This window comes from Glycomyces terrestris (assembly GCF_003933745.1).
GTDB lineage: Bacteria > Actinomycetota > Actinomycetes > Mycobacteriales > Micromonosporaceae > Glycomyces > Glycomyces terrestris.
Window position 1 is genome coordinate 568907 of sequence record NZ_RSEB01000002.1, and the last position, 22014, is coordinate 590920.

18 protein-coding genes are annotated in these 22014 nt (G+C 72.9%); 12 read left to right on the forward strand and 6 right to left on the reverse strand.

From position 1 onward, the window contains the following. Position 1: 1 nt before the first annotated feature. From EIW28_RS08155 to EIW28_RS08175, 5 genes are read left to right on the forward strand one after another with little or no spacing between them, the layout of a single operon-like run. The gene (locus EIW28_RS08155) at positions 2-1687 is read left to right on the forward strand and encodes a beta-ketoacyl synthase N-terminal-like domain-containing protein (RefSeq protein WP_125247202.1); all 1686 of its coding nucleotides are present in this window, start codon (positions 2-4) and stop codon (positions 1685-1687) included. Continuing rightward, positions 1684-2706 carry a beta-ketoacyl-ACP synthase III gene (locus EIW28_RS08160; RefSeq protein WP_125247203.1) on the forward strand — a complete coding sequence of 341 codons (1023 nt, stop codon included), beginning with the start codon at positions 1684-1686 and terminating at the stop codon, positions 2704-2706. Before EIW28_RS08155 ends, EIW28_RS08160 begins: the two co-directional genes overlap by 4 nt. Then, on the forward strand, positions 2703-2957 hold the full coding sequence (locus tag EIW28_RS08165) for a phosphopantetheine-binding protein (protein ID WP_125247204.1): 255 nt from the start codon (positions 2703-2705) through the stop codon (positions 2955-2957). Before EIW28_RS08160 ends, EIW28_RS08165 begins: the two co-directional genes overlap by 4 nt. Before the next feature lie 2 nt (positions 2958-2959). Continuing rightward, the gene (locus EIW28_RS08170) at positions 2960-4225 is read left to right on the forward strand and encodes a cation:proton antiporter (RefSeq protein ID WP_125247205.1); all 1266 of its coding nucleotides are present in this window, start codon (positions 2960-2962) and stop codon (positions 4223-4225) included. Between the two features lie 50 nt (positions 4226-4275). Further along, complete coding sequence (locus EIW28_RS08175; protein ID WP_125247206.1) at positions 4276-4758, forward strand: MarR family winged helix-turn-helix transcriptional regulator; 483 nt, start codon at positions 4276-4278, stop codon at positions 4756-4758. Between the two features lie 184 nt (positions 4759-4942). On the opposite strand, the gene EIW28_RS08180 is transcribed toward EIW28_RS08175, so the two are convergent. Beyond that, positions 4943-6040, reverse strand: a complete 1098-nt coding sequence (locus tag EIW28_RS08180) for an NAD(P)/FAD-dependent oxidoreductase (RefSeq protein ID WP_125247207.1) — start codon at positions 6038-6040, stop codon at positions 4943-4945. Positions 6041-6198: 158 nt separating this feature from the next. On the opposite strand from EIW28_RS08180, the gene EIW28_RS08185 reads away from it, so the two are divergent. Further along, positions 6199-7377 (forward strand): MalY/PatB family protein, encoded by a 1179-nt coding sequence (locus tag EIW28_RS08185; protein WP_125247208.1) that lies wholly within the window; start codon positions 6199-6201, stop codon positions 7375-7377. A 128-nt stretch (positions 7378-7505) separates the two neighbouring features. Then, complete coding sequence (locus EIW28_RS08190) at positions 7506-9071, forward strand: ricin-type beta-trefoil lectin domain protein (RefSeq protein ID WP_125247209.1); 1566 nt, start codon at positions 7506-7508, stop codon at positions 9069-9071. Between the two features lie 45 nt (positions 9072-9116). Here the strand turns inward: EIW28_RS08190 and EIW28_RS08195 are convergent, their stop codons facing one another. Continuing rightward, on the reverse strand, positions 9117-11498 hold the full coding sequence (locus tag EIW28_RS08195) for a xyloglucanase (protein WP_125247210.1): 2382 nt from the start codon (positions 11496-11498) through the stop codon (positions 9117-9119). 457 nt (positions 11499-11955) lie between these two features. On the opposite strand from EIW28_RS08195, the gene EIW28_RS08200 reads away from it, so the two are divergent. Further along, positions 11956-13884 carry a glycoside hydrolase family 3 protein gene (locus EIW28_RS08200; RefSeq protein WP_125247211.1) on the forward strand — a complete coding sequence of 643 codons (1929 nt, stop codon included), beginning with the start codon at positions 11956-11958 and terminating at the stop codon, positions 13882-13884. A 107-nt stretch (positions 13885-13991) separates the two neighbouring features. Here EIW28_RS08200 and cutA read toward each other — a convergent pair whose 3' ends face one another. Together cutA and EIW28_RS08210 are read right to left on the reverse strand one after the other, a co-directional pair. Beyond that, positions 13992-14324, reverse strand: coding sequence for a divalent-cation tolerance protein CutA (gene cutA, locus EIW28_RS08205; protein ID WP_125247212.1), 333 nt, complete (start codon positions 14322-14324; stop codon positions 13992-13994). Between the two features lie 60 nt (positions 14325-14384). Then, positions 14385-15047 carry a cellulose binding domain-containing protein gene (locus EIW28_RS08210; RefSeq protein WP_158630326.1) on the reverse strand — a complete coding sequence of 221 codons (663 nt, stop codon included), beginning with the start codon at positions 15045-15047 and terminating at the stop codon, positions 14385-14387. Between the two features lie 225 nt (positions 15048-15272). On the opposite strand from EIW28_RS08210, the gene EIW28_RS08215 reads away from it, so the two are divergent. The 4 genes from EIW28_RS08215 to EIW28_RS08230 all read left to right on the forward strand — a co-directional run bounded on the left by EIW28_RS08215 (position 15273) and on the right by EIW28_RS08230 (position 20488). Beyond that, the gene (locus EIW28_RS08215) at positions 15273-17576 is read left to right on the forward strand and encodes an FdhF/YdeP family oxidoreductase (RefSeq protein ID WP_125247214.1); all 2304 of its coding nucleotides are present in this window, start codon (positions 15273-15275) and stop codon (positions 17574-17576) included. A 121-nt stretch (positions 17577-17697) separates the two neighbouring features. Continuing rightward, complete coding sequence (gene fdhD / locus EIW28_RS08220) at positions 17698-18519, forward strand: formate dehydrogenase accessory sulfurtransferase FdhD (RefSeq protein WP_125247215.1); 822 nt, start codon at positions 17698-17700, stop codon at positions 18517-18519. A 421-nt stretch (positions 18520-18940) separates the two neighbouring features. Then, positions 18941-19825, forward strand: coding sequence for an LPXTG cell wall anchor domain-containing protein (locus tag EIW28_RS24485; RefSeq protein ID WP_187350587.1), 885 nt, complete (start codon positions 18941-18943; stop codon positions 19823-19825). A 165-nt stretch (positions 19826-19990) separates the two neighbouring features. After that, on the forward strand, positions 19991-20488 hold the full coding sequence (locus EIW28_RS08230) for a hypothetical protein (RefSeq protein WP_125247216.1): 498 nt from the start codon (positions 19991-19993) through the stop codon (positions 20486-20488). A 45-nt stretch (positions 20489-20533) separates the two neighbouring features. On the opposite strand, the gene EIW28_RS08235 is transcribed toward EIW28_RS08230, so the two are convergent. Together EIW28_RS08235 and EIW28_RS08240 are read right to left on the reverse strand one after the other, a co-directional pair. Continuing rightward, complete coding sequence (locus EIW28_RS08235; protein ID WP_125247217.1) at positions 20534-21115, reverse strand: TIGR03086 family metal-binding protein; 582 nt, start codon at positions 21113-21115, stop codon at positions 20534-20536. A 122-nt stretch (positions 21116-21237) separates the two neighbouring features. Then, positions 21238-21996 (reverse strand): AraC family transcriptional regulator, encoded by a 759-nt coding sequence (locus EIW28_RS08240; RefSeq protein WP_125247218.1) that lies wholly within the window; start codon positions 21994-21996, stop codon positions 21238-21240. Positions 21997-22014 lie beyond the last annotated feature (18 nt).

Sequence of the window (22014 nt, forward strand, 5' to 3'; positions counted from 1 at the left end):
CATGGAGTACCGCCGCGAACCGATCGCCGTCGTCGGCATGGGGTGCCGCTTCCCCGGCGCCGACGGCACCGACGCCCTCTGGGAGCTGCTGCTCGCCGGAGGCGACGCCACCGGCCCCACCCCGAAGGACCGCTACGACGCCGAGGCCATGTACTCGCCCGAGCCCGCGCTCGGCAAGGTCATCGCCAAGCGCTCCGGATACCTCGAGCGCGCCTTCGACTTCGACGCCCCCTTCTTCGGCATGACCCCCGCCCAGGCGTCCTACCTGGATCCGCAGCAGCGGCTGCTCCTCACCGCCGCCTACGAGGCGTTCGCCGACGCCGGACTCACCCGCGAGGCCGTCGCCGGGACCCGCACCGGCGTGTACGTCGGCAACATGAACCTCGACTTCTGGGACGTCATCGCCCGCCGCGGCCCCGAGGCGATCACCCCCTCCGTCATCTACAACCTCCGCAGCGTCCTCTCAGGACGCCTCGCGTACGAGTTCGACCTGCGCGGGCCCAGCATCACCGTCGACACCGCCTGCTCCTCCTCCCTGACCGCCCTTCACCTCGCGTGCCTGTCGCTGCGCGCCGGGGAGACCGAGGCCGCGCTCGTCGCCGGCGTCAACCTCAAGCTCAACGCCGAGGAGGACCTGCTCCTGTCGCAGGCGCGCATGTTCGCCCGCGACGGCCGCTGCAAGTTCGGCGACGCCCGCGCCGACGGCTTCGCGCCCTCCGACGGCGCCGCCGCCATCGTCCTCAAACCCCTCGCCAGGGCCCTCGCCGACGGCGACCCCGTGCACGCCCTCGTCCTCGGCGGCAACCTCGGCAACGACGGCCGCGCCTCCGGGTCCCTCCTCGCGCCCTCCGCCGACGCGCACGCCGAGATGCTCCGCCTCGCCTACGAGGACGCCGGGATCGACGCCTGCGACGTCGACTTCATCGAGGCCCACGGCACCGGCACCCCCCTGATCGACCCGATCGAGTTCGCCGCGATCGGCGAGGTCCTCGGCAAGGACCGCCCCGCCGACCGGCCCGTCCTCGTCGGCTCCGTCAAGACCAACATCGGCCACACCGAAGGGGCCGCCGGCGTCGCCGCCGTCATCAAGTCAGCGCTCGCCCTCGCCCACCGCCGCCTCCCCGCGAGCCTCCACTACGAGACCCCGAACCCCAAGATCGACTGGGCCGCACTGCCCGTCGCCGTCCCGACCTCCACCGTGGACCTCGACGGCCGGGGCCGGCCGCTCCTCGCCGGCGTCAGCGGCCAGGGCATCTCGGCCGCGAACGCGCACATCGTCCTCGGCGAGGCCCCGCGCCGCGAGGCCGCCCCCGACGACGGCCGCGCCTACCCGTTCGTGCTCTCCGCCGCCACCGGACCGGCCCTCCTCGAACGCGCCCGCGACTGCGCCGCATGGCTCTCCGAGTCCACCCACGCCCTGCGCGACGTCTGCTACAGCGCCGCCGTCCGCACCACCCACCACGCGCACCGCGCCGCCGTCACCGCCGAGACCCGCGCCGGCCTCACCGCCGCGCTCCTGGCCATCGCCGACGGCGACGCCCCCGCGCCCGAAGGCGTCGGCGCCGCGTTCTGCGCGGGCGAGGAGGTCGACTGGACCGGCGTCTTCGACGCCACCGCGACCTTCGTGCGCCTCCCGCACTACCCGTGGCAGTACGCCGCCTACCCGATCCCGGAGGAGGACCGATGACCGCCGTCGTCGCCGGGCTCGGCAGCGCCCTGCCCGCCCGGGAGGTCGGCAACGACGAGCTCGCCGCCCGCCTCGGCGTCACCCCCGACTGGATCGAGCGGCGCACCGGCATCCGCGCCCGCCGCTTCGCCGACGCCGCCACCCCGACCTCCGCGCTCGCCGCCGAGGCCGCCCGCGCGGCCCTCGCCGACGCCGCCACCGATCCCTCCGAAGTGGACGCGTTCCTGGTCGCGACCTACACGCCCGACCACCAGATCCCGGCCACCGCGCCGCTCGCGGCCGCCCGGCTCGGCATCGGCGCCCCCGCCTTCGACGTCAACGCCGCCTGCTCGGGCTTCGTCTACGCGCTCGCCACCGCCGCCGGGCTCATCGCCACCGGCGCCCGCCGCGTCCTGGTCGCCGGGGCCGAGACCGCCTCCACCCTCACCGACCCCGCCGACCGCACCGTCCACCCGCTGTTCGGCGACGGCGCCGGCGCGGTGCTCCTGCGCGCGGGCGAGCCCGGCGAGGAGGGCGCGCTCCTCGCGGTCGACCTCGGCAGCGACGGCGCCGGCGCGGCGAGCCTCATCGCCCCCGCCTCCGCCTCCCGCGCCCGCCTCGGCAACGGCACCGAACGGCCCCAACCGGACCCGGCCGCCTACTACATGGCCATGGACGGCCGCGAGGTCTTCCTCCAGGCCGTGGCGCACATGAGCGCGTCCTCCCGCGCCGTCCTCGCCCGCGCCGAGGTCAAACCCTCCGAAGTGGACCGCGTCTGCGGGCACCAGGCCAACGTCCGCATCCTCCGCGCCGTCGCCGACGAGCTCGGCGCCGACCACGACCGGCTCCTGGTCGACCTCGACCGCGTCGGCAACACCGGGGCCGCGTCCATCCCGCTCGCCCTCGACCGGGCCCGCCGCGAGGGCCGCCTCGCGCCCGGCCACACCGTCCTCCTGACCGCCTTCGGCGGCGGGTACACCTGGGGCTCGGCGCTGCTGCGCTGGCCCGCCACCGCACAGCACCCAAGGAGCGCACCATGACCACCGCCGCCCGCGTCGCCGCCGTCGTCGCCAAGTGGTGCCAGGCCGACCCCGGGGACCTCACCCCCGAGACCCGCCTGGACGACCTCGACCTCGACTCCCTCAGCCGCCTGGAGACCGCCCTCGGCCTCCAGCGCGAGTTCCGGGTCGCGATCGACGACACCCGCATGAACGACGCCGAGACCATCGCCGACGTGATCGCCGTCGTCGAGTCCAGCCCCGCCCTGGACGGCGACCCGGACCGGCTCTGACCATGAGCGCCACCGCCGTCCTCCTCCTGGTCCTCCTGCTCGTCGTCCTCGCCTGCCGGGCCGCGCACGCGGTCTGCCGGCGCCTCGGCCAGCCGCCCGTGCTCGGGGAGATCCTCGTCGGCATCCTCCTGGGGCCCAGCCTGTTCGGGGCGCTCGCGCCCGGCACGCACGCGTCCCTGTTCGGGCCCGAGCTCCTCACCGCCGTCGACGGGCTCAGCCAGATCGGCCTGGTGCTCTTCATGTTCACCGTCGGCCTGGAGTTCCCGATCGCGCGCCTGCGCAGCACCGCCCGGGTCGGCCTCGCGGTCTCGGGCGCCGGCATGGTCGTCCCGCTCGCGCTCGGCTTCGCGTTCGCGCTGTGGGCCGGGCCGCGCCTCGGGCTGTTCCCCGCCGGCGTCGACCCCGCGATCGGGGCCCTGTTCATCGGCCTGCTCCTGTCGATCACCGCGTTCCCGGTGATGGCGCGCATGATCGCCGACCACGGCCACGTGCGCACCCGCTTCGGCTCGGTCTCGCTCACCGCGGGCGCCCTCGACGACGCCGCCGCGTGGGTCCTCCTCGCGGCCGTCCTCGCCGCGTTCGGCACCGGCGGCGACGCCTCCGCGCTCATCGCGCTCGCCGGACTCGCCGTCCTCGCCGGAGCGCTCGTCCTGGTGCACCGCGCGGCCCGGCACTGGTTCGCGCGCCGCGACCCCGGCCGGGACGCCGTCCTCGTCGCCGCCGCGCTCGCGCTGCTCGCCGCCGCCGGGTTCACCGAGCTCATCGGCGTCCACGCCGTGTTCGGCGCGTTCGCCCTCGGCGCGGCCGTCCCGCGCGGCGCCGCCGCCGACGTCCTCGCCGAGCGCATCCGGCCCCTGACCGCGGTCCTGTTCCTGCCGCTGTTCTTCGTCCACTCGGGCATGAACACCGACCTCGGCCTCATGACCGGCGCGGGCCTGGCCGCCGGGGCCGCGGCGCTCGTGGTCCTCGCGTTCATCGGGAAGCTCGGGGCGTGCACCGCCGCCGCCCGCGCGGCGGGGGAGTCGTGGGCCGACGCGGCCCGCATCGGCTGCTACATGAACGCGCGCGGGCTCATGCAGCTCGTGGCCCTCGACATCGGCCTGCGCGCGGGCCTGATCGACCAGGCCGCGTACGCGATGATCGTCGTCGTCGCGGTCGCCACCACGTTCTTCACCGCGCCCGGCCTCGCCCTCGTCGACCGCCTCGCCCGCCGCCGCGCCGGGAGGGAGCCCGAGCGCCGGCCCGAGACCGCCGGGGCCGCGCCCTAGCGTGTCCCAGCACACCGGCACCGGCCCTGGCCTCGCAGTATGCTTGCGGGATGGAGGAACACGCGGGCGAGGCCATCGGCACGGGCACCGCGCTGGTGCGCACCGCCTTCCTCGTCGACACCGTCTACGCCGACGCCGCCCGCGAGTTCGACCTCACCGCCGCGCAGTCCCAGCTGCTGTGCATCGTCCTCAACCGCCCCTTCGGCATGTTCGAGCTCGCGAAGACCCTCGGGCTCGCCAAGTCGAGCGTCACCGGGCTCGTCGACCGCTGCGAGAAGCGCGACCTGGTGCGCCGCGAACCCGACCCGGGCGACGGCCGCGCCTCCCGCGTGGCCCTGACCGCCAAGGGCGCCCAGCTCGCCGAGGAGCTCCACGAGGTGATCCTGCGCCGCACCGCCGAGCTGACCGGCGGGCTCACCGCCGACGAGCGCGCCGCCCTCACCGCCCTCCTCGCGAAGGTCGTCACCGACAACCAGGCGCCGGTCGTCATCACCGAGGGCGAGTGCCCCGCGGCCGACCCGGCCTGCGGCTGACACGGCGAGGCCCCCGCCGCGGGTGCGACGGGGGCTCACGGCCGAGTCTCACGACCCGGACGGTCCGCATCCGGCCCGCTCGCCGCGCCGGTGAACGACCCGGTGGCCGGGTCGCCCGGCGCCTCGCGAGCGAGCTCGACCGGGCCATGAGACCCGGCCTCGGATCGACGGGCGCGGCCGAGCCTTACGAGGCGCCGTACATCTCGGCGAACCTGCCGTTCATGAGGTCGCGGCCCTTCCACAGCACCACCTGGTCCACCGGCATCAGGGCCGGGCCGTCCTCGCCGGGGACCTGCCCGACGCCGTGCTCGGGGCCCAGCGGCAGCAGCATCATCCGCATCGGGTTCGGCCGGTACTCCTCGACCGGCTCCTCGCCGTTGACCTGCGCGATGATGTTGGCGGCCACCACCTCCGCGTGCCGCGAGGCGGCCCCGGCGCGCTTCTCCTCGGCCACGTCGGTGAGGTCGCCCACCGCGTACACGTGCGCGTGTCCGTCCACATTGAGCTTCGGGGTGACCGGGATCTGGCCGCGCTCGTTCAGGGGCGCGAGACCGCCTTCGAGGTAGTCCGAGTTCGTCGCGGCCCCGTAGGCGCGGAACCAGATGTCGGCCTCGATCTTCTCGCCGCCCGCGCTCGCCCTGACCTCCCCGGCCCGGCCGGGCTCCACGTCCGGCTCCGCGTCGAGCGCCGCGCCCAGGCGCACCTCGATGCCGAGCTCGGCCAGCTGGCGCTCCAGCTCGGCCCGCAGCTCCGGGGTGTAGCCGGGGACGAGCTCGGCGCCGGGGTCGACCACGGTGATCCGCTTCCCGGGCCACACCGCGCGGATCTCCCCGGCCAGCTCCAGGCCCACCGGCCCGGCCCCGGCGATGAGCACCCGCTCGGCCCCGGCCAGCTCGGCGTGGGTCTCCTTGAAGTGGGCCAGTGCCTCCGCGGTCGAGTCGGTGCGGGTCTTCGCCGGGTACGGGTAGGCCGACCCGGTCGCCAGCACGATGTAGTCGGCCTCGACGCGCGCCCCGGAGGCGAGGGTGACGCCGCGGGCGTCGACCGCCGCCGCGTACTCGCGCACATGGCTGCCGCGCTTGAGGACGCCGCTGTAGGGGAAGAAGATCTGCTCCGCCCACTCCTCGGGCCGGGTGAGCGCGCGCAGCGCGCCGGCGGCGTGCACGAAGGCGTCCTTGGGTTCGATGAGCACCACGTCGGCGTGCTCGTCCAGCGCCTTGGCGACGGCCGCGCCGCCGTAGCCCCCGCCGACGACCGCCACGGTTCGACCTTGCTGAGTCATGGTTCCGCCTCTTCCGATCAAGTAGTTCGTACTACGAACCATAATAGTTCGCAGTACGAACTACAAGGGTCGGCGACGGTCCGTTCCGTGACCCCGGCCACCCGTGGGCCGCACTCGGACCAGATGACACCGCGGAGGAACTCCGATACCGTCTGTGCATGAGCGCCACCACGAATGCCTCGAACGACCTGCCCGGCGACCCGCTCCGGCAGCTCACCCTCGACCAGCTCCGCCAGCGCACCAGCGAGAAGTGGCGGGCCTACCCGGCCGACGTCCTGCCGCTGTGGGTCGCCGAGATGGACGTCCTCCTCGCCCCGCCCGTCGCCAAGGCCGTCACCGACGCGGTCGCCGCCGGCGACACCGGCTACCCCGCCGGGACCGACTACGCCGACGCCGTCGCCGAGTTCGCCGCCGCCCGCTGGAACTGGACCGACCTCACCCGCGACCGGATCAGGACGGCGCCGGACATCATGATCGGCGTGGTCGAGATGATCAAGGCCCTCACCGGCCCCGGCGACGCGGTCGTCATCAACAGCCCCGTCTACCCGCCGTTCCACCGCTTCCCGGTCTTCAACGACCGCAAGGTGATCGAGGCGCCCCTCGGGCCCGACCACCGCATCGACTTCGCCGCGCTCGCCGCCGCCTTCGAGCTCGCCCTCGGCCGCGGCGGCCGCGCCGTCTTCCTCCTGTGCAGCCCCCACAACCCGACCGGGACCGTCCACACCAGAGACGAGCTCGAGCGCGTCGCCCGCCTCGCCGCCGACTACGGGGTGCGGGTCGTCGCCGACGAGGCCCACGCGCCGATCGTGGCCCCCGGCACCGAATTCGCGCCGTACCTGACGGTGCGCGGCGGCGAGACCGGCCTCGCGGTGACCTCGGCGGCCAAGGCGTGGAACCTGCCGGGCCTCAAGGGCGCGGTCGCCATCGCCGGGACCGGCGCGGCGGACGACCTCGCGCGCATGCCCGAGGAGATGAGCAGCAGCATCAGCCACATCGGCGCCGTCGCGCACGCCGCGGCGTTCCGCGAGGGCGGCGCCTGGCTCGACGCGCTCCTGGCCGGCCTGGCCGACAACCGGCGCCTGCTCTCCCGGCTCCTGGCCGAGCGGCTGCCCGGCGTCCGCTACCGCCCCGGCCCGGGCACCTACCTCGCCTGGCTCGACTGCCGCGCCCTCGGGCTCGGCGCCGACCCGGCGGCGGTCTTCCTCGATCGCGGCCGCGTCGCCGTCAACTCCGGGCTCCCGTTCGGCACCGGCGGCGAAGGCCATGTGCGCCTGAACTACGCGACCTCCCCGGAGATCCTGACCGAGGCCGTCGAGCGCATGGCCGCGGCGCTCTGAGAACTGTCGCAACCGCGACAACGCGCAATCTTGGCATCGCGGACAAGCTTCACATTACTGCTCGGTAACGGTAGTCTCCTGGCTACGGGCCATCGAAGGCCATCCATGTTTCCCAACAGGAGACTGCCATGTCCACTCCCCGGAGACGATGGGCCGCAGCGGTACTCGCTGCGGCTCTCACCACCCTCACCCTGACCACGGCGCTCCCGGCCCAGGCCCAGCAGCGCCCCGGCATCGTCCCGCTCCCCGCCGGCCTCGAGGCGATCCGCGCCGCCGAGGCCCAAGCCCTGTACGGCGACCCCGGCATCCGCCCGCTCGACGACCGCCAGACCTCCCTGGTCGCCATGGGCGACAGCGAAATCTCCGGCGAGGGCGTCGGCAACTACGACCCGGACACCCACCGCGACGGCAACTGGTGCGACCGCTCGTACGACCAGGCGCTGTTCCGCGTCGGCATCGAGAGCGACGTCCAGTACAACGTCTCGTGCTCCGGCGGCGCCTCCCCGCACCTCATCGAAGGCTCCGGCGAGCACCAGTGGGACGAGCTCAACCAGGGCGACAACCTCGCCATCAAGGCCCGCAACACGCACGTCAAGCTGGTGTGGATCGTGGTGGGCGCCAACGACGAAGGCGGCATCGAGTTCGGCCCGACCGCGACCGGCTGCGTCACCGACCGCATCCTCCTCCGCGGCCCGTGCTGGCCCGACCACACGGACACCTGGGAGGCCCGCGTCGAGGTCACCCAGGACGGCGTCGAGACCGCGATCGACGCGGTCCGCCAGACCATGACCGACGCCGGCTACCTCGCCACCGACTACGACCTCGTCGTCATGTCCTACCCGAGCCCCGGCGGCCCCGACGTCGAGGACAACCCCGACTTCCCGGGCTGGTGGGCCGGCGGCTGCCTGCTCTACCTCGCCGACGCGGCGTTCGCGCGCAACAAGGCCGTGCCGCTGTTCGAGGCCGGCATCCGCGACGCGGCCCTCGGCAAGGGCGCGCGGTACCTGAACGCGCAGCGCCTGTTCGACGGCCACGGCGTGTGCGAGCAGCAGCCGTGGGCGCGCGGCGTGTACGCGGAGGTCGGCCTCCTGCCCTCCGAGCACGCGTTCCGGCAGTCCCTGCACCCCAACTACCTCGGGCACGGGGCCTTCGCGGAGTGCATCACCGACTTCTACGAGCACCCCGACTGGGAGACCGCGACCTGCGTCGACCCGGCGAGCACGAACAGCGCCGTGCTCTACGAGGGCCTCTTCGAGTTCACGGACCTGCGCGCCGCCACCGGGCTCTGCGTCGACGCCGAGGGCTACGACTCGCGCAACGGCACCGACCTCGTCTCCTGGGACTGCCACGGCGGCCGCAACCAGGGCTTCTGGTACGACGCGCAGCAGCGGTCGCTCCACGTGGAGCTCTCGCACGACCGCTGCGTGGACGTCGAGGGCGGCCGCGTCCAGGCCGGCGCGGCGCTCGTCCTGTGGGACTGCCACGGCGGCCTGAACCAGGAGTTCACCATGGACGCCGGCGGCATCCACCCGGCCGGGCACCCGAGCCTGTGCCTCGCCTTCGACGGCGCGGCGGCCGGCTCGCCCCTGGTCCTGGCCTCGTGCGGCACGAGCGCGGTCAAACCCGCGTCCCGCAGCTACGCCGACCCGGTCGGCTACGGCCACGACGACTGGATCGGCTCCAGCGTCTACTAGGGACTGCCGGGCGCGCCGCCGCGACCGCGACGGCGCGCCCGCACCTCAGTCCTCGATGTCGCCGTAGACCAGGCCGCGGCCGTTCGTGGCGATGTAGACGCGCCCGTAGACCTCCGGGTCGCCGGTGACCGCCTTCCCGGTCCAGCCCCACTGGTGCGCGTCGTCGTTGACGCGGACCCAGTTGCGGCCCTCGTCGGTCGAGCGCCAGATGCCCCGGGTGGGCCCGGCCTTCGCCGACGCGAAGATCGTCGGGTACCCGCGCCGGGTGCGCGCCTTGCCGAAGCCGACCGCGTCGGCCTCGGCGAAGTCCCGCACCCGCGTCCAGCGCCTCCCGCCGTCGGTGCTGCGCCACATGCCGTAGGTCTTGCCGGCCTCGCCGCCGACGAGCCACAGCTGCGCCCGCTTGCCCGGCACGGCCCGGAAGTCCACGGGCCCTTCGGAGGGCAGGCCCGAGGCCCCCGTCGCGGTGAACGCCAGCCCGCCGTTCGCGGACGCGTAGAACGCCCCGGCGGCGAACGCGTAGAACCGGTTCGCGTCGACCCGGTCCGCCCGCACCAGCGCCCCCGCGGGGAGCCCCTCCACGGGCGTCCACGTCTGACCCAGGTCGGTGCTGAACACCGGTGCGGTGGTGCCGTTCCCGGGGGACCACACGATCACCGCGCCGTCCGCGCCGACCGCCACCGAGCCGGCGTTCCCGCCTCCCGCGACCCCGTCGAGCCGGGCCGTGGTCAGCCACGTCGCGCCGCCGTCGGTCGAGACCCCCACGTGCCCGTCGGTGTCGCCCTCGACGTCGCCGGTCCCGACCACGATCCGCCGGTCCAGCCCCGCGAAGTCCACCCCGCGGCCCGACGTCCAGTTCGGACGCCGGATCTGCACGCCGGCCGCGCCGAGGTCGGTCTGCACGAACCCGCCGAGGTCGCCCATCGCCGAGACGAGCGTCCCGCCGAGCGCCGCGATGTCCTGCACCGCGGTCTCCTCCAAGCCCTCGGCCCGCACCGCGACGGTGAACGGGTCCACCGGGAGCGCGATCTGGTGCCCCGCTTCGGAATCCCAGCCGACGAGCGCGCCCTGCGAGTCCCACTGCGTCAGGCTCTCGGTGCCCCAGATCGTGGCGCCGGTGCCCCACATGATGCGGTCGGAGTCGTGCGGGTCGATGGCGAGCGCGTCGATCATCCAGCCGTGCTTGACTGCGTACGCGGGCCCGTCGTCGCTGTTCCCGAAGCTCAGCCACGCGCTCCCGGTGCTGTCCATCTCGAACCGGTCGGTGCGGTCCGGCGGCCACGACCAGTTCGCGTCCCACACGTAGTCCCAGCTGGTCTCCCAGGTCGCGCCGGAGTCCGTGGAGCGGTAGAGGATCTCGTCGGGCCACCAGTTGTTCTGGGTCGCGACCATGAGCGTGCCCGGGCGGCGCCGGTCGACGGTGAGCCCGCCGAAGCCGGGGATCGCGCCGACCGGGTTGTACGTCGGCGTCACGTCGGTCCACTCGCCGGTCGCGAGCGACAGCCGCTGCACCGACCCGCCGCGGCCCGAGGACGGCGCGCCGTTGTACGGGCCCGGGTCCCAGCCGGTGACGACGAAGAGGTGGCCGTGCTCGTGGTCGAACGCGGCCTGCTTCGGGATGGTCCGGTTCCCGTCCGCCCGCCCGAGCGCCGCGGCCGCCCCGGGCACGGCCTGCCAGGTCGCGCCCCCGTCGGCGGAGACGTACAGCGGGTCGTCGGGGTCGGCGACGCCGACGAAGACGCGCTCGCCCGCCAGGTCGAAGTCGATCCAGACGACGCCCTGGTTGTCGTCGGAGTAGTCGCTGGAGGGGTCCTGCACGAAGTTCCCCGCGTTGGGGAACGCCTCGACCTTCGCCCACGTGCGTCCGAAGTCGACGGACCTCCACAGCCCGTTCCCGTTCGGCGTCCCGAGGTACACGGTCGCGTTGTCGAACGGGCTCACCGCGAGCCGCTCGCCCATGCCGCGGCCGGGCATGTTGCCGCCCTGCTTGAACGGGAGCTCGGCGACGCCCCACGTGTCGCCGTAGTCGTCCGAGTAGAGGACCGCGCCGCTGTTGGGGTCCCAGTCGTTCGTATAGGTCCCGACCGCCGCGTAGGTCCGCCGCGGCTCCACCGGGTCGGTCGCCACCGACACGACCCCGGTGTAGCCCCAGAGGTCCCACCCGACCCAGTCGAGCAGCGGCTTCCAGGTCTGCGAGCCCTCCTGCCAGCGGTACAGGCCGCCGATGTCGGTGCGGGCGTAGATGAGATCGGCCTCGGTCTCGTTGAAGACGATGCCGGGGACGTAGCCGCCGCCGTTGACCACGGCGTTGCGCCAGACGTAGCCGTCCTCGCAGCGGCCGCCGGCCTTGGCCGCGGCGGTGCCGGGAACGGCCGCGGCCGCCACCGCGGCGGCGCCGAGCGAGGCGGCGAAAGTGCGTCGTCGCACGTTGTGCTCCTCAAGGGGTCACCGGGACACCGGACCGAGGGAGGGGCCGGGCCCGAGGGGTTAGTTTGGAGCGCCAACATAACAGCCGGGCCGGGCCGCAGGCAATACTCGCGCCCCAGCTCCCGCAGCCCCCGACCCAGCTCCCACCGCCCTCGCCCCAGCTCCGCGACCGAGATCCCATCCATCGCATTGACGCCGCCTGATCATTCCGCAGTGGAATGTCGGCCCCCCGAGGGCACCCTTGAAACCGGGGGCCGTAGGCTCGCGAAGCAATTCGGGCTGCGCCCGAACCGCCCCAGCCTCCTCGCCACCACCTCACCCCGCCTCGCCACCATCCCACCCCACCGCCACCCGTCCCGCTCCGGGTCATCCCGCCCGTAGACGTGGGAGCGCTCTTCCGTTACTGTGGAACACGGTTGGGGCCTGTCCACCCGCTCACCCCTCAAGGAGCAGACCCATGGGCGCGAGCCTGCCCGCACTCTTCCGACGCCCCGCGATCCTCTGGTCCGCACTGGCCGTCGCGCTGGCGGCCGCCGTCGTCACCGTGCTCCTCGTCGTGCCCGGCGCCGACGAGGGGCCCGCCGACGGCGACGGCGACTACCTCGATGCGAGCCTCCCGATCGACGAGCGCGTCGCCGACCTCCTGGGCCGCATGACGATCGAGGAGAAGGTCGGCCAGATGACCCAAGTGGCTGTCCCCGCGATCGAGGCCGCGCCCGCCGACGTCCGCGAGTACGGCATCGGCTCCCTCCTCAACGGCGGCTCCGAAGCCCTCCACGACACCCCCGAGGCGTGGGCCGCCATGATCGACGGCTACCAGCGCGAGGCCCTCGACTCCCGGCTGGGCATCCCGCTCATGTACGGCATCGATGCCGTCCACGGCAACACCGCGATCCCCGGCGCCGTCGTCTTCCCGCACAACATCGGCCTCGGCGCCGCCCACGACCCCGACCTCGCCGGCCGCGCCGCCGCCGTCACCGCCGCCGAGACCCGCGCCGCCGGCATCCACTGGACCTTCGCCCCCTGCGTCTGCGTCGCCCGCGACAGCCGCTGGGGCCGCACCTACGAGTCCTACGGCGAAGACCCCGGCCTCGCCTTCGAGTACGCCGGCCCCGTCGTGCAGGGCTACCAGGGCGGCGACCTCACCGCGAACACGAGCGTCCTCGCCACCGCCAAGCACTACGTCGGCGACGGCGGCACCGCCTACAGCTCCTCCACCACCGGCGACTACCTCATCGACCAAGGCGTCACCACCCTCACCGAGGACGAACTCCGCGCAATCCACCTGGCGCCCTTCCGGGCCGCCGTCGACGCCGGCGTCGGCTCCGTCATGGCCTCGTTCTCCTCCACCGACCTCGGCGAGGGCCCCCTCAAGGTCCACGCCGACGAGTACCTCATCACCGACGTCCTCAAAGGCGAACTCGGCTTCGACGGCTTCGTCGTCTCCGACTGGCAGGCCGTCGACCAGATCAGCGACGACTACGCCGAAGCCGTCCGCGCCTCGATCAACGCCGGGGTCGACATGGTAATGGTCCCCTTCGAATACCAGCGCTTCATCTCCACGCTCCTGTCCGAAGTGGAGTCCGGCGGCGTGAGCGAGGACCGCATCGACGACGCCGTCTCGCGCATCCTCACCCAGAAGTTCGCCCTCGGCCTCTTCGAGCAGCCCAACGGCGACACCTCCGGCGCCGCCGCCGTCGGCTCCGACGAGCACCGCGCCGTCGCCCGCGAAGCCGCCGCCGCCTCCCAGACCCTCCTGCGCAACGACGGCGACCTCCTCCCGCTCACCGGCCAGGAGCGCCTGTACGTCGCCGGCTCCGGCGCCGACTCCATCGGCCGCCAGACCGGCGGCTGGACCGCCTCCTGGCAGGGCTCGCTCGACACCCCGACCGAAGGCACCACGATCCTCGCCGGCATCCAGGAGGTCGCGCCGAACGCCGAGGTCACCTTCAGCGAAGACGCCTCAGCGCCCCTCGACGGCGCCGACGTCGGCATCGTCGTCGTCGCCGAAGACCCCTACGCGGAAGGCATAGGCGACGCCGGCGCGGGCGAGCACGACATGACCGTGTCCGAAGCGGACGCGGCCGCCATCGCCACCGTGTGCGGCGCCGTCGACTGCGTCGTCATCGTCGTCTCAGGCCGCCCCATCGAGATCGAGGCGCACCTCGGCGACAGCGGCGCCGCAGCCGGCGTCGACGCCCTGGTCGCCGCCTGGCTTCCCGGCAGCGAGGGCGCCGGCGTGGCCGACCCGCTCTTCGGCGCCACCCCGTACGACGGCCGCCTCCCCGTCAGCTGGCCCCGCCTGATCGCGGACGAGCCCCTGAACGTTGGCGACCCCGACTACGACCCCCTCTTCGCCTACGGCTTCGGACTCCAGACCCCCTGAACCGCACCGGCGCCGCCGCCACCAGCAGGCGGCGGTGCCGTCAATCACCCGTCACAGGACGAGTCATCCGAGTGTGCCCGGAGGGTCCGACAATCCGAGTCCGGCCGTCAGGCCCGGACCGAGGTCTCGGCCGAGATCCACTCCAGATACGCCGGGTTCCCGGCCGTGATCGGGAGCATGACCACCTCGGGGACCTCGTAGCCGTGGCCGGCCTTGATGTGGGACTCCAGATCGGGGTAGGCCGCGGCGGTGGTCTTGAAGACGACCCGCCACTCCTGCGCGGTGTCGACCTTCCCCTCCCACCAGTAGATGCTGCACAGCGGCCCGAAGACCTGCGCGCAGGCGGCGAGCCGGCCCTCGACGGCGCTGCGCGCCAACAGGGTCGCGGACTCGGCAGAATCGGTGGTCGTCACCACTTGGACGTGCTCGAACTCGGTCATGACCGCCTCCAAACCGCTTTGAGCGAGCCTATCGCTCATCGGCGCCCGCGGCGGAGAAAATTATTCGCCGGCCGAGCAGGGCACCGACCCCGGCAGATCGAAGTCGTGCTCCACCTCGGCCTGGAACCCCGTCACCGCGTCCTCCCCGGGATCGAGCCGGCCGTTCCAGTCCTCGTTCCCGAACCGGCCGTGCCCGCGGTCCACCATGTTCCAGTGGTGATAGATGTCCGCGTCGTCCAAGTCCAGGTCGACCTCCCAGGAGCCGAGCCGCTCGTCACCGGAGTTCACGACCTCGACGGTCACGCTGACCGAGTCGTCCCACGCCTCGTCGATCTCGAGATAGGCCACGCACGCGAACCCCTCGGTCGCCGGCCCGTCGTCCTCCTCCACGGGCGTCTCGGTCTCGGCCGGGGGAGCGGCGGTCGTCGCCGCATCCGACGGCGTCGGCGACGCCGACGCGGACACCGACTCCGAAGGGGAAGCCGCCGCCGAACTCGACGGCTCCGCCACGGCCGCCGCACTCGAACTCTCCGCCGCCGCCGAAGGCCACTCGGTCGTCGCGCCGTCGACCGCGCTCACCGGCTCGCGGTCGCCGCCCCCGCCGAACACCCCGAGCTGCCACATCGCGACCAGCGCCACCACGCCGGAAACCACGCCGAGGACCTGGAGCAGCCGACCGTGCAGACGCCCCCCGACCGCGGGCTCCGGTTCCGACCTGTGCATCCGACCGCCTTCCATTGAGGACGCTCCCGCGGATCCGCAGTAGAGGACGCGCGCCGACCCGCAGGGCTCAGCCTACCCGGACACCACCCCCGCGACAGTCCGCGCTGATTCGCCCCGATACCCGATGAACAGGGATTTCACCCGCACTCATGCCGATTCGTCACCCCTTCCCCAGCGGCCCCGCGCCTCCCGCGGCCCCACCACCGCGCGACCTACACTGGCCCGATGAGCAAGGCTCCCGAGACCGACCCCGCCCAGGACGCGCCCGCGGTCCACCCGCCCCAGGACCACGCCGTCGGCCTGCCCGCCGTCCTCAACTCGGTCCGGTTCGTCGGCGCCCAGGCCGGCCTCAAACGCGGCCTCCCGCTCCTCGCCAGGGTCAACCAGACCGACGGCTTCGACTGCCCCGGCTGCGCCTGGCCCGAGCCCCTCCACCGCCACCCCGCCGAGTTCTGCGAGAACGGCGCCAAGGCCGTCGCCGAAGAAGGCACCCGCCTGCGCGTCGACCCCGCCTTCTTCGCCGCCCACCCCGTCACCGACCTCGCCGACAAGTCCGGCTACTGGCTCGGCCAGCAGGGCCGCCTCACCGAACCCGTCTACCTCGCCGAAGGCGCCACCCACTACACCCCTATCGCCTGGGACGACGCCTTCGCGCTCATCGCAGGCGAACTCGCCGCCCTCGACAGCCCCGACGAGGCCGCCTTCTACACCTCCGGCCGCACCAGCAACGAGGCCGCCTTCCTCTACCAGCTCTTCGCCCGCAAACTCGGCACCAACAACCTCCCCGACTGCTCCAACATGTGCCACGAGTCCTCCGGGTCCGCGCTGGCCGAGACCATCGGGATCGGCAAGGGCAGCGTCCTCCTCGACGACCTCTACCAGGCCGACCTGATCATCGTCGCGGGCCAGAACCCCGGCACCAACCACCCCCGGATGCTCACGGCCCTCGAGAAGGCCAAGCGCGCCGGCGCCAGGATCGCGACCGTCAACCCCCTCCCCGAAGCCGGCCTTCAGCGGTTCAAGAACCCGCAGACCGCCCGCGGGCTCGCCGGCCGCGGCACCGACCTCACCGACCTCTTCCTCCAGATCAAGGTCGGCGGCGACCTCGCCCTGTTCAGCCTCCTCAACCGGATGCTCCTGCGCGCCGAAGCGGAGCGTCCCGGCGTGATCGACCGCGAGTTCATCGAGCGGTACACGCACGGCTTCGACGCCTTCGCCGCCCACCACGCCGCCGGCGACGACGAGGAGGTCCTCGCCGAAGCCGTCCGCCGCACCGGCCTCACCGCGGACGAGATCGAGCGCCTGTTCGCGATGGTCCTGGCCGCGGACCGGATCGTCGTCTGCTGGGCGATGGGGCTGACCCAGCACCGGCACGCCGTGCCCACGATCCGCGAAGTCGTCTCCTTCCTACTCCTGCGAGGCAACATCGGCCGCCCCGGCGCCGGCGTCTGCCCCGTGCGCGGCCACTCCAACGTGCAAGGCGACCGCACCATGGGCATCTGGGAGCGGATGCCCGACCGCTTCCTCGACGCCCTCGGCACCGAGTTCGGCTTCGCCCCGCCCCGCGACCACGGCCTCGACACGGTCGGCACCATCCGCGCCATGCGCGACGGCCGCGTCAAGGTCTTCTTCGCCATGGGCGGCAACTTCGTCGCCGCCGGCCCCGACACGCACGCCACCGAGGACGCCATGCGCGGCTGCCGCCTCACCGTGCACGTCTCCACGAAGCTCAACCGCTCACACGTCGTCACCGGCGCCCGCGCGCTCATCCTCCCCGCGCTCGGCCGCACCGACACCGACGCGCCGGGCGGCCGCGAGCAGTTCGTGACCGTCGAGGACTCCATGGGCATCGTCCACGCCTCCCGCGGCCAAGTCGCCCCGCTCAGCCCGCACATGCGCAGCGAAGTCGCGATCGTCGCCGGCCTCGCCCGCGCCGTCTTCGGCGACGCCGACGACGTCCCCTGGGAGGACTTCGCCGCCGACTACGACCGCATCCGCGAGCGCATCGAACGGGTCGTCCCCGGCTTCACCGACTACAACGCCCGCGCCCGCGTCCCCGGCGGATTCGCGCTCCCGCACGCCCCGCGCGACGAACGCGTCTTCCCCACGGCCACCGGCAAAGCCAACTTCACCGTCAACCCGGTGACCTCACCCGAGGCCGGCCCGGGCCGCCTGCTGCTCCAGACCCTGCGCAGCCACGACCAGTTCAACACCACCGTCTACGGGCTCGACGACCGCTACCGCGGCATCCGCGACGGCCGCCGCGTCGTGCTCGTCAACCCCGACGACGCCGCCGAACTCGGCCTGCGCGACGGCGACTACTGCGACCTCGTCAGCGAATGGTCCGACGGGGACCGCCGCGCCCCGCACTTCAAGATCGTCCACTACCCGACCGCCCGCGGCTGCGCCGCCGCGTACTACCCCGAGACGAACGTGCTGGTCCCGCTCGACTCGGTGGCCGAGTTCAGCAACACCCCCACTTCCAAATCCATCGTCGTCCGCTTCGAGCCCGACAGCGCCCCCGCCTGACCGCCGTGACCTTCAGCTGGGAACCTTGCGGCCCCGGTCTCCGCCGAGCTATGCAGGCAAGTGAACCAGCACCAACCTGAAGCCAGCCTGAACCCGCCTGAACGGCATTTAAGGAACGACCATGGGCCGCGTGACCGTCCGCCGAAAGACCACCCGCCTCGCCGGAGGCGAGCGCACCGCGCGGGTCGACACCCTGGTCGTGGAGGAACCGCTCGAACTGCGCGTCGGCGGCGAATCCCTCCAGGTCACCATGCGCACCCCCGGCGACGACTTCGACCTCGCCGCCGGCTTTCTCCTGTCCGAAGGCGTCGTCACCAAGCCCGCCGACATCGTGAGCATGCGCTACTGCGCCGGCGTCGACGCCGACGGCGAGCAGACGTACAACCTCCTCGACATCGCCCTCGCCCCAGGCGTCGAACCGCCCGCGAAGGCCGCCAAACGCAATTTCACCGTCACCTCCGCCTGCGGCGTCTGCGGTAAGGACAGCCTCGAAGACGTCCGCACCAAGGCGATCTGGGACCTCACCGAGGACGCCGCGGTCGTCGACGCCGCCGTCCTCGCCGACCTGCCCGCGCGGCTCCGCAAGTCCCAGAAGGTCTTCGACAAGACCGGCGGCCTCCACGCCGCGGCCCTCTTCACCGCCGAAGGCGAACTCCTCGCGTCCAGAGAGGACGTCGGCCGCCACAACGCCGTCGACAAGGTCGTCGGCTGGGCCCTCCAGCAGCAGCTGCTGCCCTTGCGCGGCACCGTCCTCGCCGTCTCCGGCCGCGCCTCCTTCGAACTCGTCCAGAAGGCCGTCATGGCCGGCATCCCGGTCCTCGCGTCGGTCTCGGCCCCCTCCTCCCTGGCCGCCGACCTGGCCGACGAGTCCGGCCTCACCCTCGCCGGCTTCGTCCGCGGCGACACCATGAACCTCTACACCCACGACGGTCGCATCATCTGACCCGCGGGGCCACGACCGCCCCTTCGGTCCCTCGGGCACCCATGACTGTCCGTTCGTAGGATGTCGCAGACAGTGATGACGTGCTTACCCTGGTTGCGAACCCGCCGATCCTTGCCCAATGAGTCGATCGGCTTCAGAGGGTCCACGCACCTGACCAACGGTCCCGCGGCTGAGGCGATGTCCCGCCGCGCCCGGAACCGGCCTGAACGGGCGAGCGCCTGCGGCACTCAGCCTCCTGCGACCATGCTCGCTTCACGAACGGCGTCGCGCCAGCGATCCGGCGCCGCTGACCGCTGCTGCGAAGAATCGCTGTTCCGTGCCCGTACGCCGGCACGACCTTCAGGAGGCAACCGTGTCTCTCAGAACCATCTTGCGGGGCACTGCATTCGCAGGCGCCGCCGCGCTCCTCATCGCGATCCCGATGACCGCCACCGCAGATCACGGGGACGACGTCGAGATCGACCTGAACCCAGACCACGTCGGCTCGCAGGCCGCGGACGCCGAGCAGGGCTGCGACGAGTTCGGCGGCGGCCTCGGCTCCGACCAGGACGGCTGGGTGTTCGTCCTGCCGTCGCAAGGCGATCCCGACGCTCACTTCAACTCACTCTCGGCGACCTTCGAGGACAACGACGGCAACGAGGTGACGCTCGGCGCCACCATCTTGAGCGGATCCGGCGACAACAAGGCCACCATCGTCACCGACGCCGGCTGGACGCTGCTCGGCGCGACCGCTTCGGTCAACACCGACAACCCGGACCAGGTGGACTCGTTCAACCTGACGCACGCCTGCGCAGGGGAACCGGAGGAGCCGCCGACCACAGAGCCGCCGACAACCGAGCCTCCTACGACGGAACCGCCCACGACGGAACCTCCGACGACCGAGCCGCCGACGACCGAGCCTCCAACCACGGAGCCTCCTACGACGGAACCTCCGACCACCGAACCGCCGACCACGGAGCCGCCCACCACCGAACCTCCGACCACGGAGCCCCCTACGACAGAACCGCCCACCACCGAACCTCCGACCACCGAGCCGCCCTCGACGGAACCTCCGACCACGGAGCCGCCCTCGACGGAACCTCTGACGACAGAGCCGCCGTCGTCCGAGTCGCCGAGCGCGCAGCCTCCGTCGACGGAGTCTCCGGCGGCAGAGGGCACGACTCCGGATGAGACGGAGAGCGACGCGACGAATCTGGATCGGACGGGCAACGACCTCACGCCGTTCCTGCTGATCGCGGGTATGCTCCTGGCCGCCGGCCTCGGAGCCCTGTACCTCGCCCGCCGCGGACGCGGCCGCACCACCTGACTGGTTCGCTGATGGCCCCGGTGCACGACGCACCGGGGCCCCGGCCATGCCCCGACTTCGCCGCGGCGTGTCGTCCCCGATTTTCTACCGACGAGTAACTAATCTCGGCGCCAGGACGACAAGTGAACGGGGGACACCATGTGCAAGCCGCAGCACCGAACCCGAGTGGTACTGGACGAATCCGAGATCCAGCGCCGCATGACCAGGCCCAACCTGCCTACCCTGGCCGAGCGCTACGCCGGCGCCACCACGCCGGCCGAACGAGACCGCTTCTACCGCAACGAGGCCCAACGCGCCGAGACCCTCCCGACCCGCCGAGCCGGCGGCCGCCCGCCCTCGACGGTCTGGGTCACCAAGCCGATCCTCCGCACCCGCGGCTGGACCGACGCCGCCATCCGCGAGTTCCTGCCGCGACCCGAACGCCACTACTCCAACCCGCACGTCAAGGGCCGCAGCCCGATGCCCATCTGGAGCGCCCGCACCGTCGGCCGCGCCGAAGCCACCGACGAATGGCAGCACTGGCTCGCCCAATCCCTCGCCCGCCGCGGCATCACCCTCCACGACCTGGCCGAATCCATCCGCGGCCACGCCTTCCGCCAAAGAACCCTGACCGCCGCCAATGCCATCGACCACTACAGCCGAGCGCGGTTCCGATCCGGTTAGCGCACTGGGGAGGTGCGGGCCGCTCCGGCCCGCACCCCCGCCCGGCTACCGCCGCCAGGCCGGGTTGCGGCCGGTTAGGGCGATGAGGCGGTCTTGGGGCGACGCGTCCTCGGGCGCGTCGAATGGCGGGGCGTAGATGCCTTCGCGGGCCGCCTGGTCGTCGGCGTCCTGGCCGACGAAGGCGGTCAGGAGCCCGATCGTCGCGGGGTCGAGTTCGTAGGGCTGGGCGGTCGACGCGGCGAGGTCCCAGCCGTGGACGGCGACCTCGTTGAGGGCGACGAGGCCCATGATCGAGGCCGCGAAGGTCACGCCGCCCGCGGTGGCCTCGCCTTCCCACGCGGACGGTTCGGCCCAGGCGTCGGCGAGGGTCCGGAGGCGCTCGGCGAGAAGCGGGCGCCAGTCCTGCGGGGGCGTCGCGGCGGGGACGCCGGGCGGAACGTCGTTGTGCGGGCCGCGCTCGCCCCGGGCGGCAGCCGTGAAGGCCAGGCACAGGCCGAGGAAGTGGTTCACGATCTGCCCGACCGTGTACTCCTCGCACGGGGTCGGGTCGGTCAGTTGCTCGTCCTTCACGCCGTCGATCAGGTCGATCACCCGGTCGCTCACGATCTTGAAGTCGACGTCGGTCATATCTGCTCGCTCCTTAGTTCGGTCTCCCGGTTGAGACGACGCGGACCGCCCGGATTCATCGCGCCGCCTCAGCGACCCGGGATCAGCGCTGCCATGCTGTGCAGGTCGGCAAGACCGCAGGATCAGGTGCGCAGCGCCGGCTCGCGACGGAGGTATTCGCCCGGGGTCATGCCGAAGGAGGAGCGGAAGGCGTTGATGAAGGCGCTCGGGCTGGCGTAGCCGCAAGCTCCGGCGATGCGGGTGACCTGCTGGCTGGAGGCGAGGAGGACTAGGGCGTGGTGGAGGCGGAACTGGGCGCGCCACTGGGCGAAGGTCATGCCCGCCTCCTCGCGGAACAGGCGGCTCAGGGTCCGCTCTGAGGCCCCCACGGCGGCGCCGAGGCGGGCGAGGGTGCGGCGGTCGGCCGGGTCGTTCTCGAGGAGCGCCACGACGTCGCGAAGGCGCGGATCCGAGGGCGCGGGCAAGAACCGTTGCGGCGCTTCGACACCACGGAGAAGATCGAGCACGACGCGGGCGAGCCGGCCCCGGGTGTCCGCCGGCATCGCGGCATCGTCGGTCAGGGCAGTGACCGCCTCACGCAGCAGCGGCGTGAACGCCAGGACGGTGGGCCGATCCAGGAACGGGCCCTCATCGTCGACGTCGAACAGGATCGCCCGCATCTCCGTCGCACCGAACGCCCGATGCGAGTGGGCGGTCCCCGCGGGCATCCAGGCGCCCTGCGACGGCGGCACCACCCACACCCCCGAGGTCGTGAACACCCGCAGAATCCCGCGCCGCGGATAGATCAGCTGGTGGCCGGTGTGCCGATGCCAGTCGATCCGCTCCTCGTGCGTGAGGATCCGGATCGGCGAACTCGGAATCACCTGGCCGTTTATCGACATATCTCGGCAGAATACCGT

Coding starts and splice junctions, on each gene's coding strand:
- EIW28_RS08185 (WP_125247208.1), top strand. CDS start 6,199: ATGAGCGCCACCACGAATGCCTCGAACGACCTGCCCGGCGACCCGCTC.
- EIW28_RS08210 (WP_158630326.1), bottom strand. CDS start 15,047: ATGCACAGGTCGGAACCGGAGCCCGCGGTCGGGGGGCGTCTGCACGGT.
- EIW28_RS08235 (WP_125247217.1), bottom strand. CDS start 21,115: ATGACCGACGTCGACTTCAAGATCGTGAGCGACCGGGTGATCGACCTG.
- cutA (WP_125247212.1), bottom strand. CDS start 14,324: ATGACCGAGTTCGAGCACGTCCAAGTGGTGACGACCACCGATTCTGCC.
- fdhD (WP_125247215.1), top strand. CDS start 17,698: ATGGGCCGCGTGACCGTCCGCCGAAAGACCACCCGCCTCGCCGGAGGC.
- EIW28_RS08155 (WP_125247202.1), top strand. CDS start 2: ATGGAGTACCGCCGCGAACCGATCGCCGTCGTCGGCATGGGGTGCCGC.
- EIW28_RS24485 (WP_187350587.1), top strand. CDS start 18,941: ATGACCGCCACCGCAGATCACGGGGACGACGTCGAGATCGACCTGAAC.
- EIW28_RS08165 (WP_125247204.1), top strand. CDS start 2,703: ATGACCACCGCCGCCCGCGTCGCCGCCGTCGTCGCCAAGTGGTGCCAG.
- EIW28_RS08240 (WP_125247218.1), bottom strand. CDS start 21,996: ATGTCGATAAACGGCCAGGTGATTCCGAGTTCGCCGATCCGGATCCTC.
- EIW28_RS08190 (WP_125247209.1), top strand. CDS start 7,506: ATGTCCACTCCCCGGAGACGATGGGCCGCAGCGGTACTCGCTGCGGCT.
- EIW28_RS08160 (WP_125247203.1), top strand. CDS start 1,684: ATGACCGCCGTCGTCGCCGGGCTCGGCAGCGCCCTGCCCGCCCGGGAG.
- EIW28_RS08180 (WP_125247207.1), bottom strand. CDS start 6,040: ATGACTCAGCAAGGTCGAACCGTGGCGGTCGTCGGCGGGGGCTACGGC.
- EIW28_RS08170 (WP_125247205.1), top strand. CDS start 2,960: ATGAGCGCCACCGCCGTCCTCCTCCTGGTCCTCCTGCTCGTCGTCCTC.
- EIW28_RS08175 (WP_125247206.1), top strand. CDS start 4,276: ATGGAGGAACACGCGGGCGAGGCCATCGGCACGGGCACCGCGCTGGTG.
- EIW28_RS08215 (WP_125247214.1), top strand. CDS start 15,273: ATGAGCAAGGCTCCCGAGACCGACCCCGCCCAGGACGCGCCCGCGGTC.
- EIW28_RS08200 (WP_125247211.1), top strand. CDS start 11,956: ATGGGCGCGAGCCTGCCCGCACTCTTCCGACGCCCCGCGATCCTCTGG.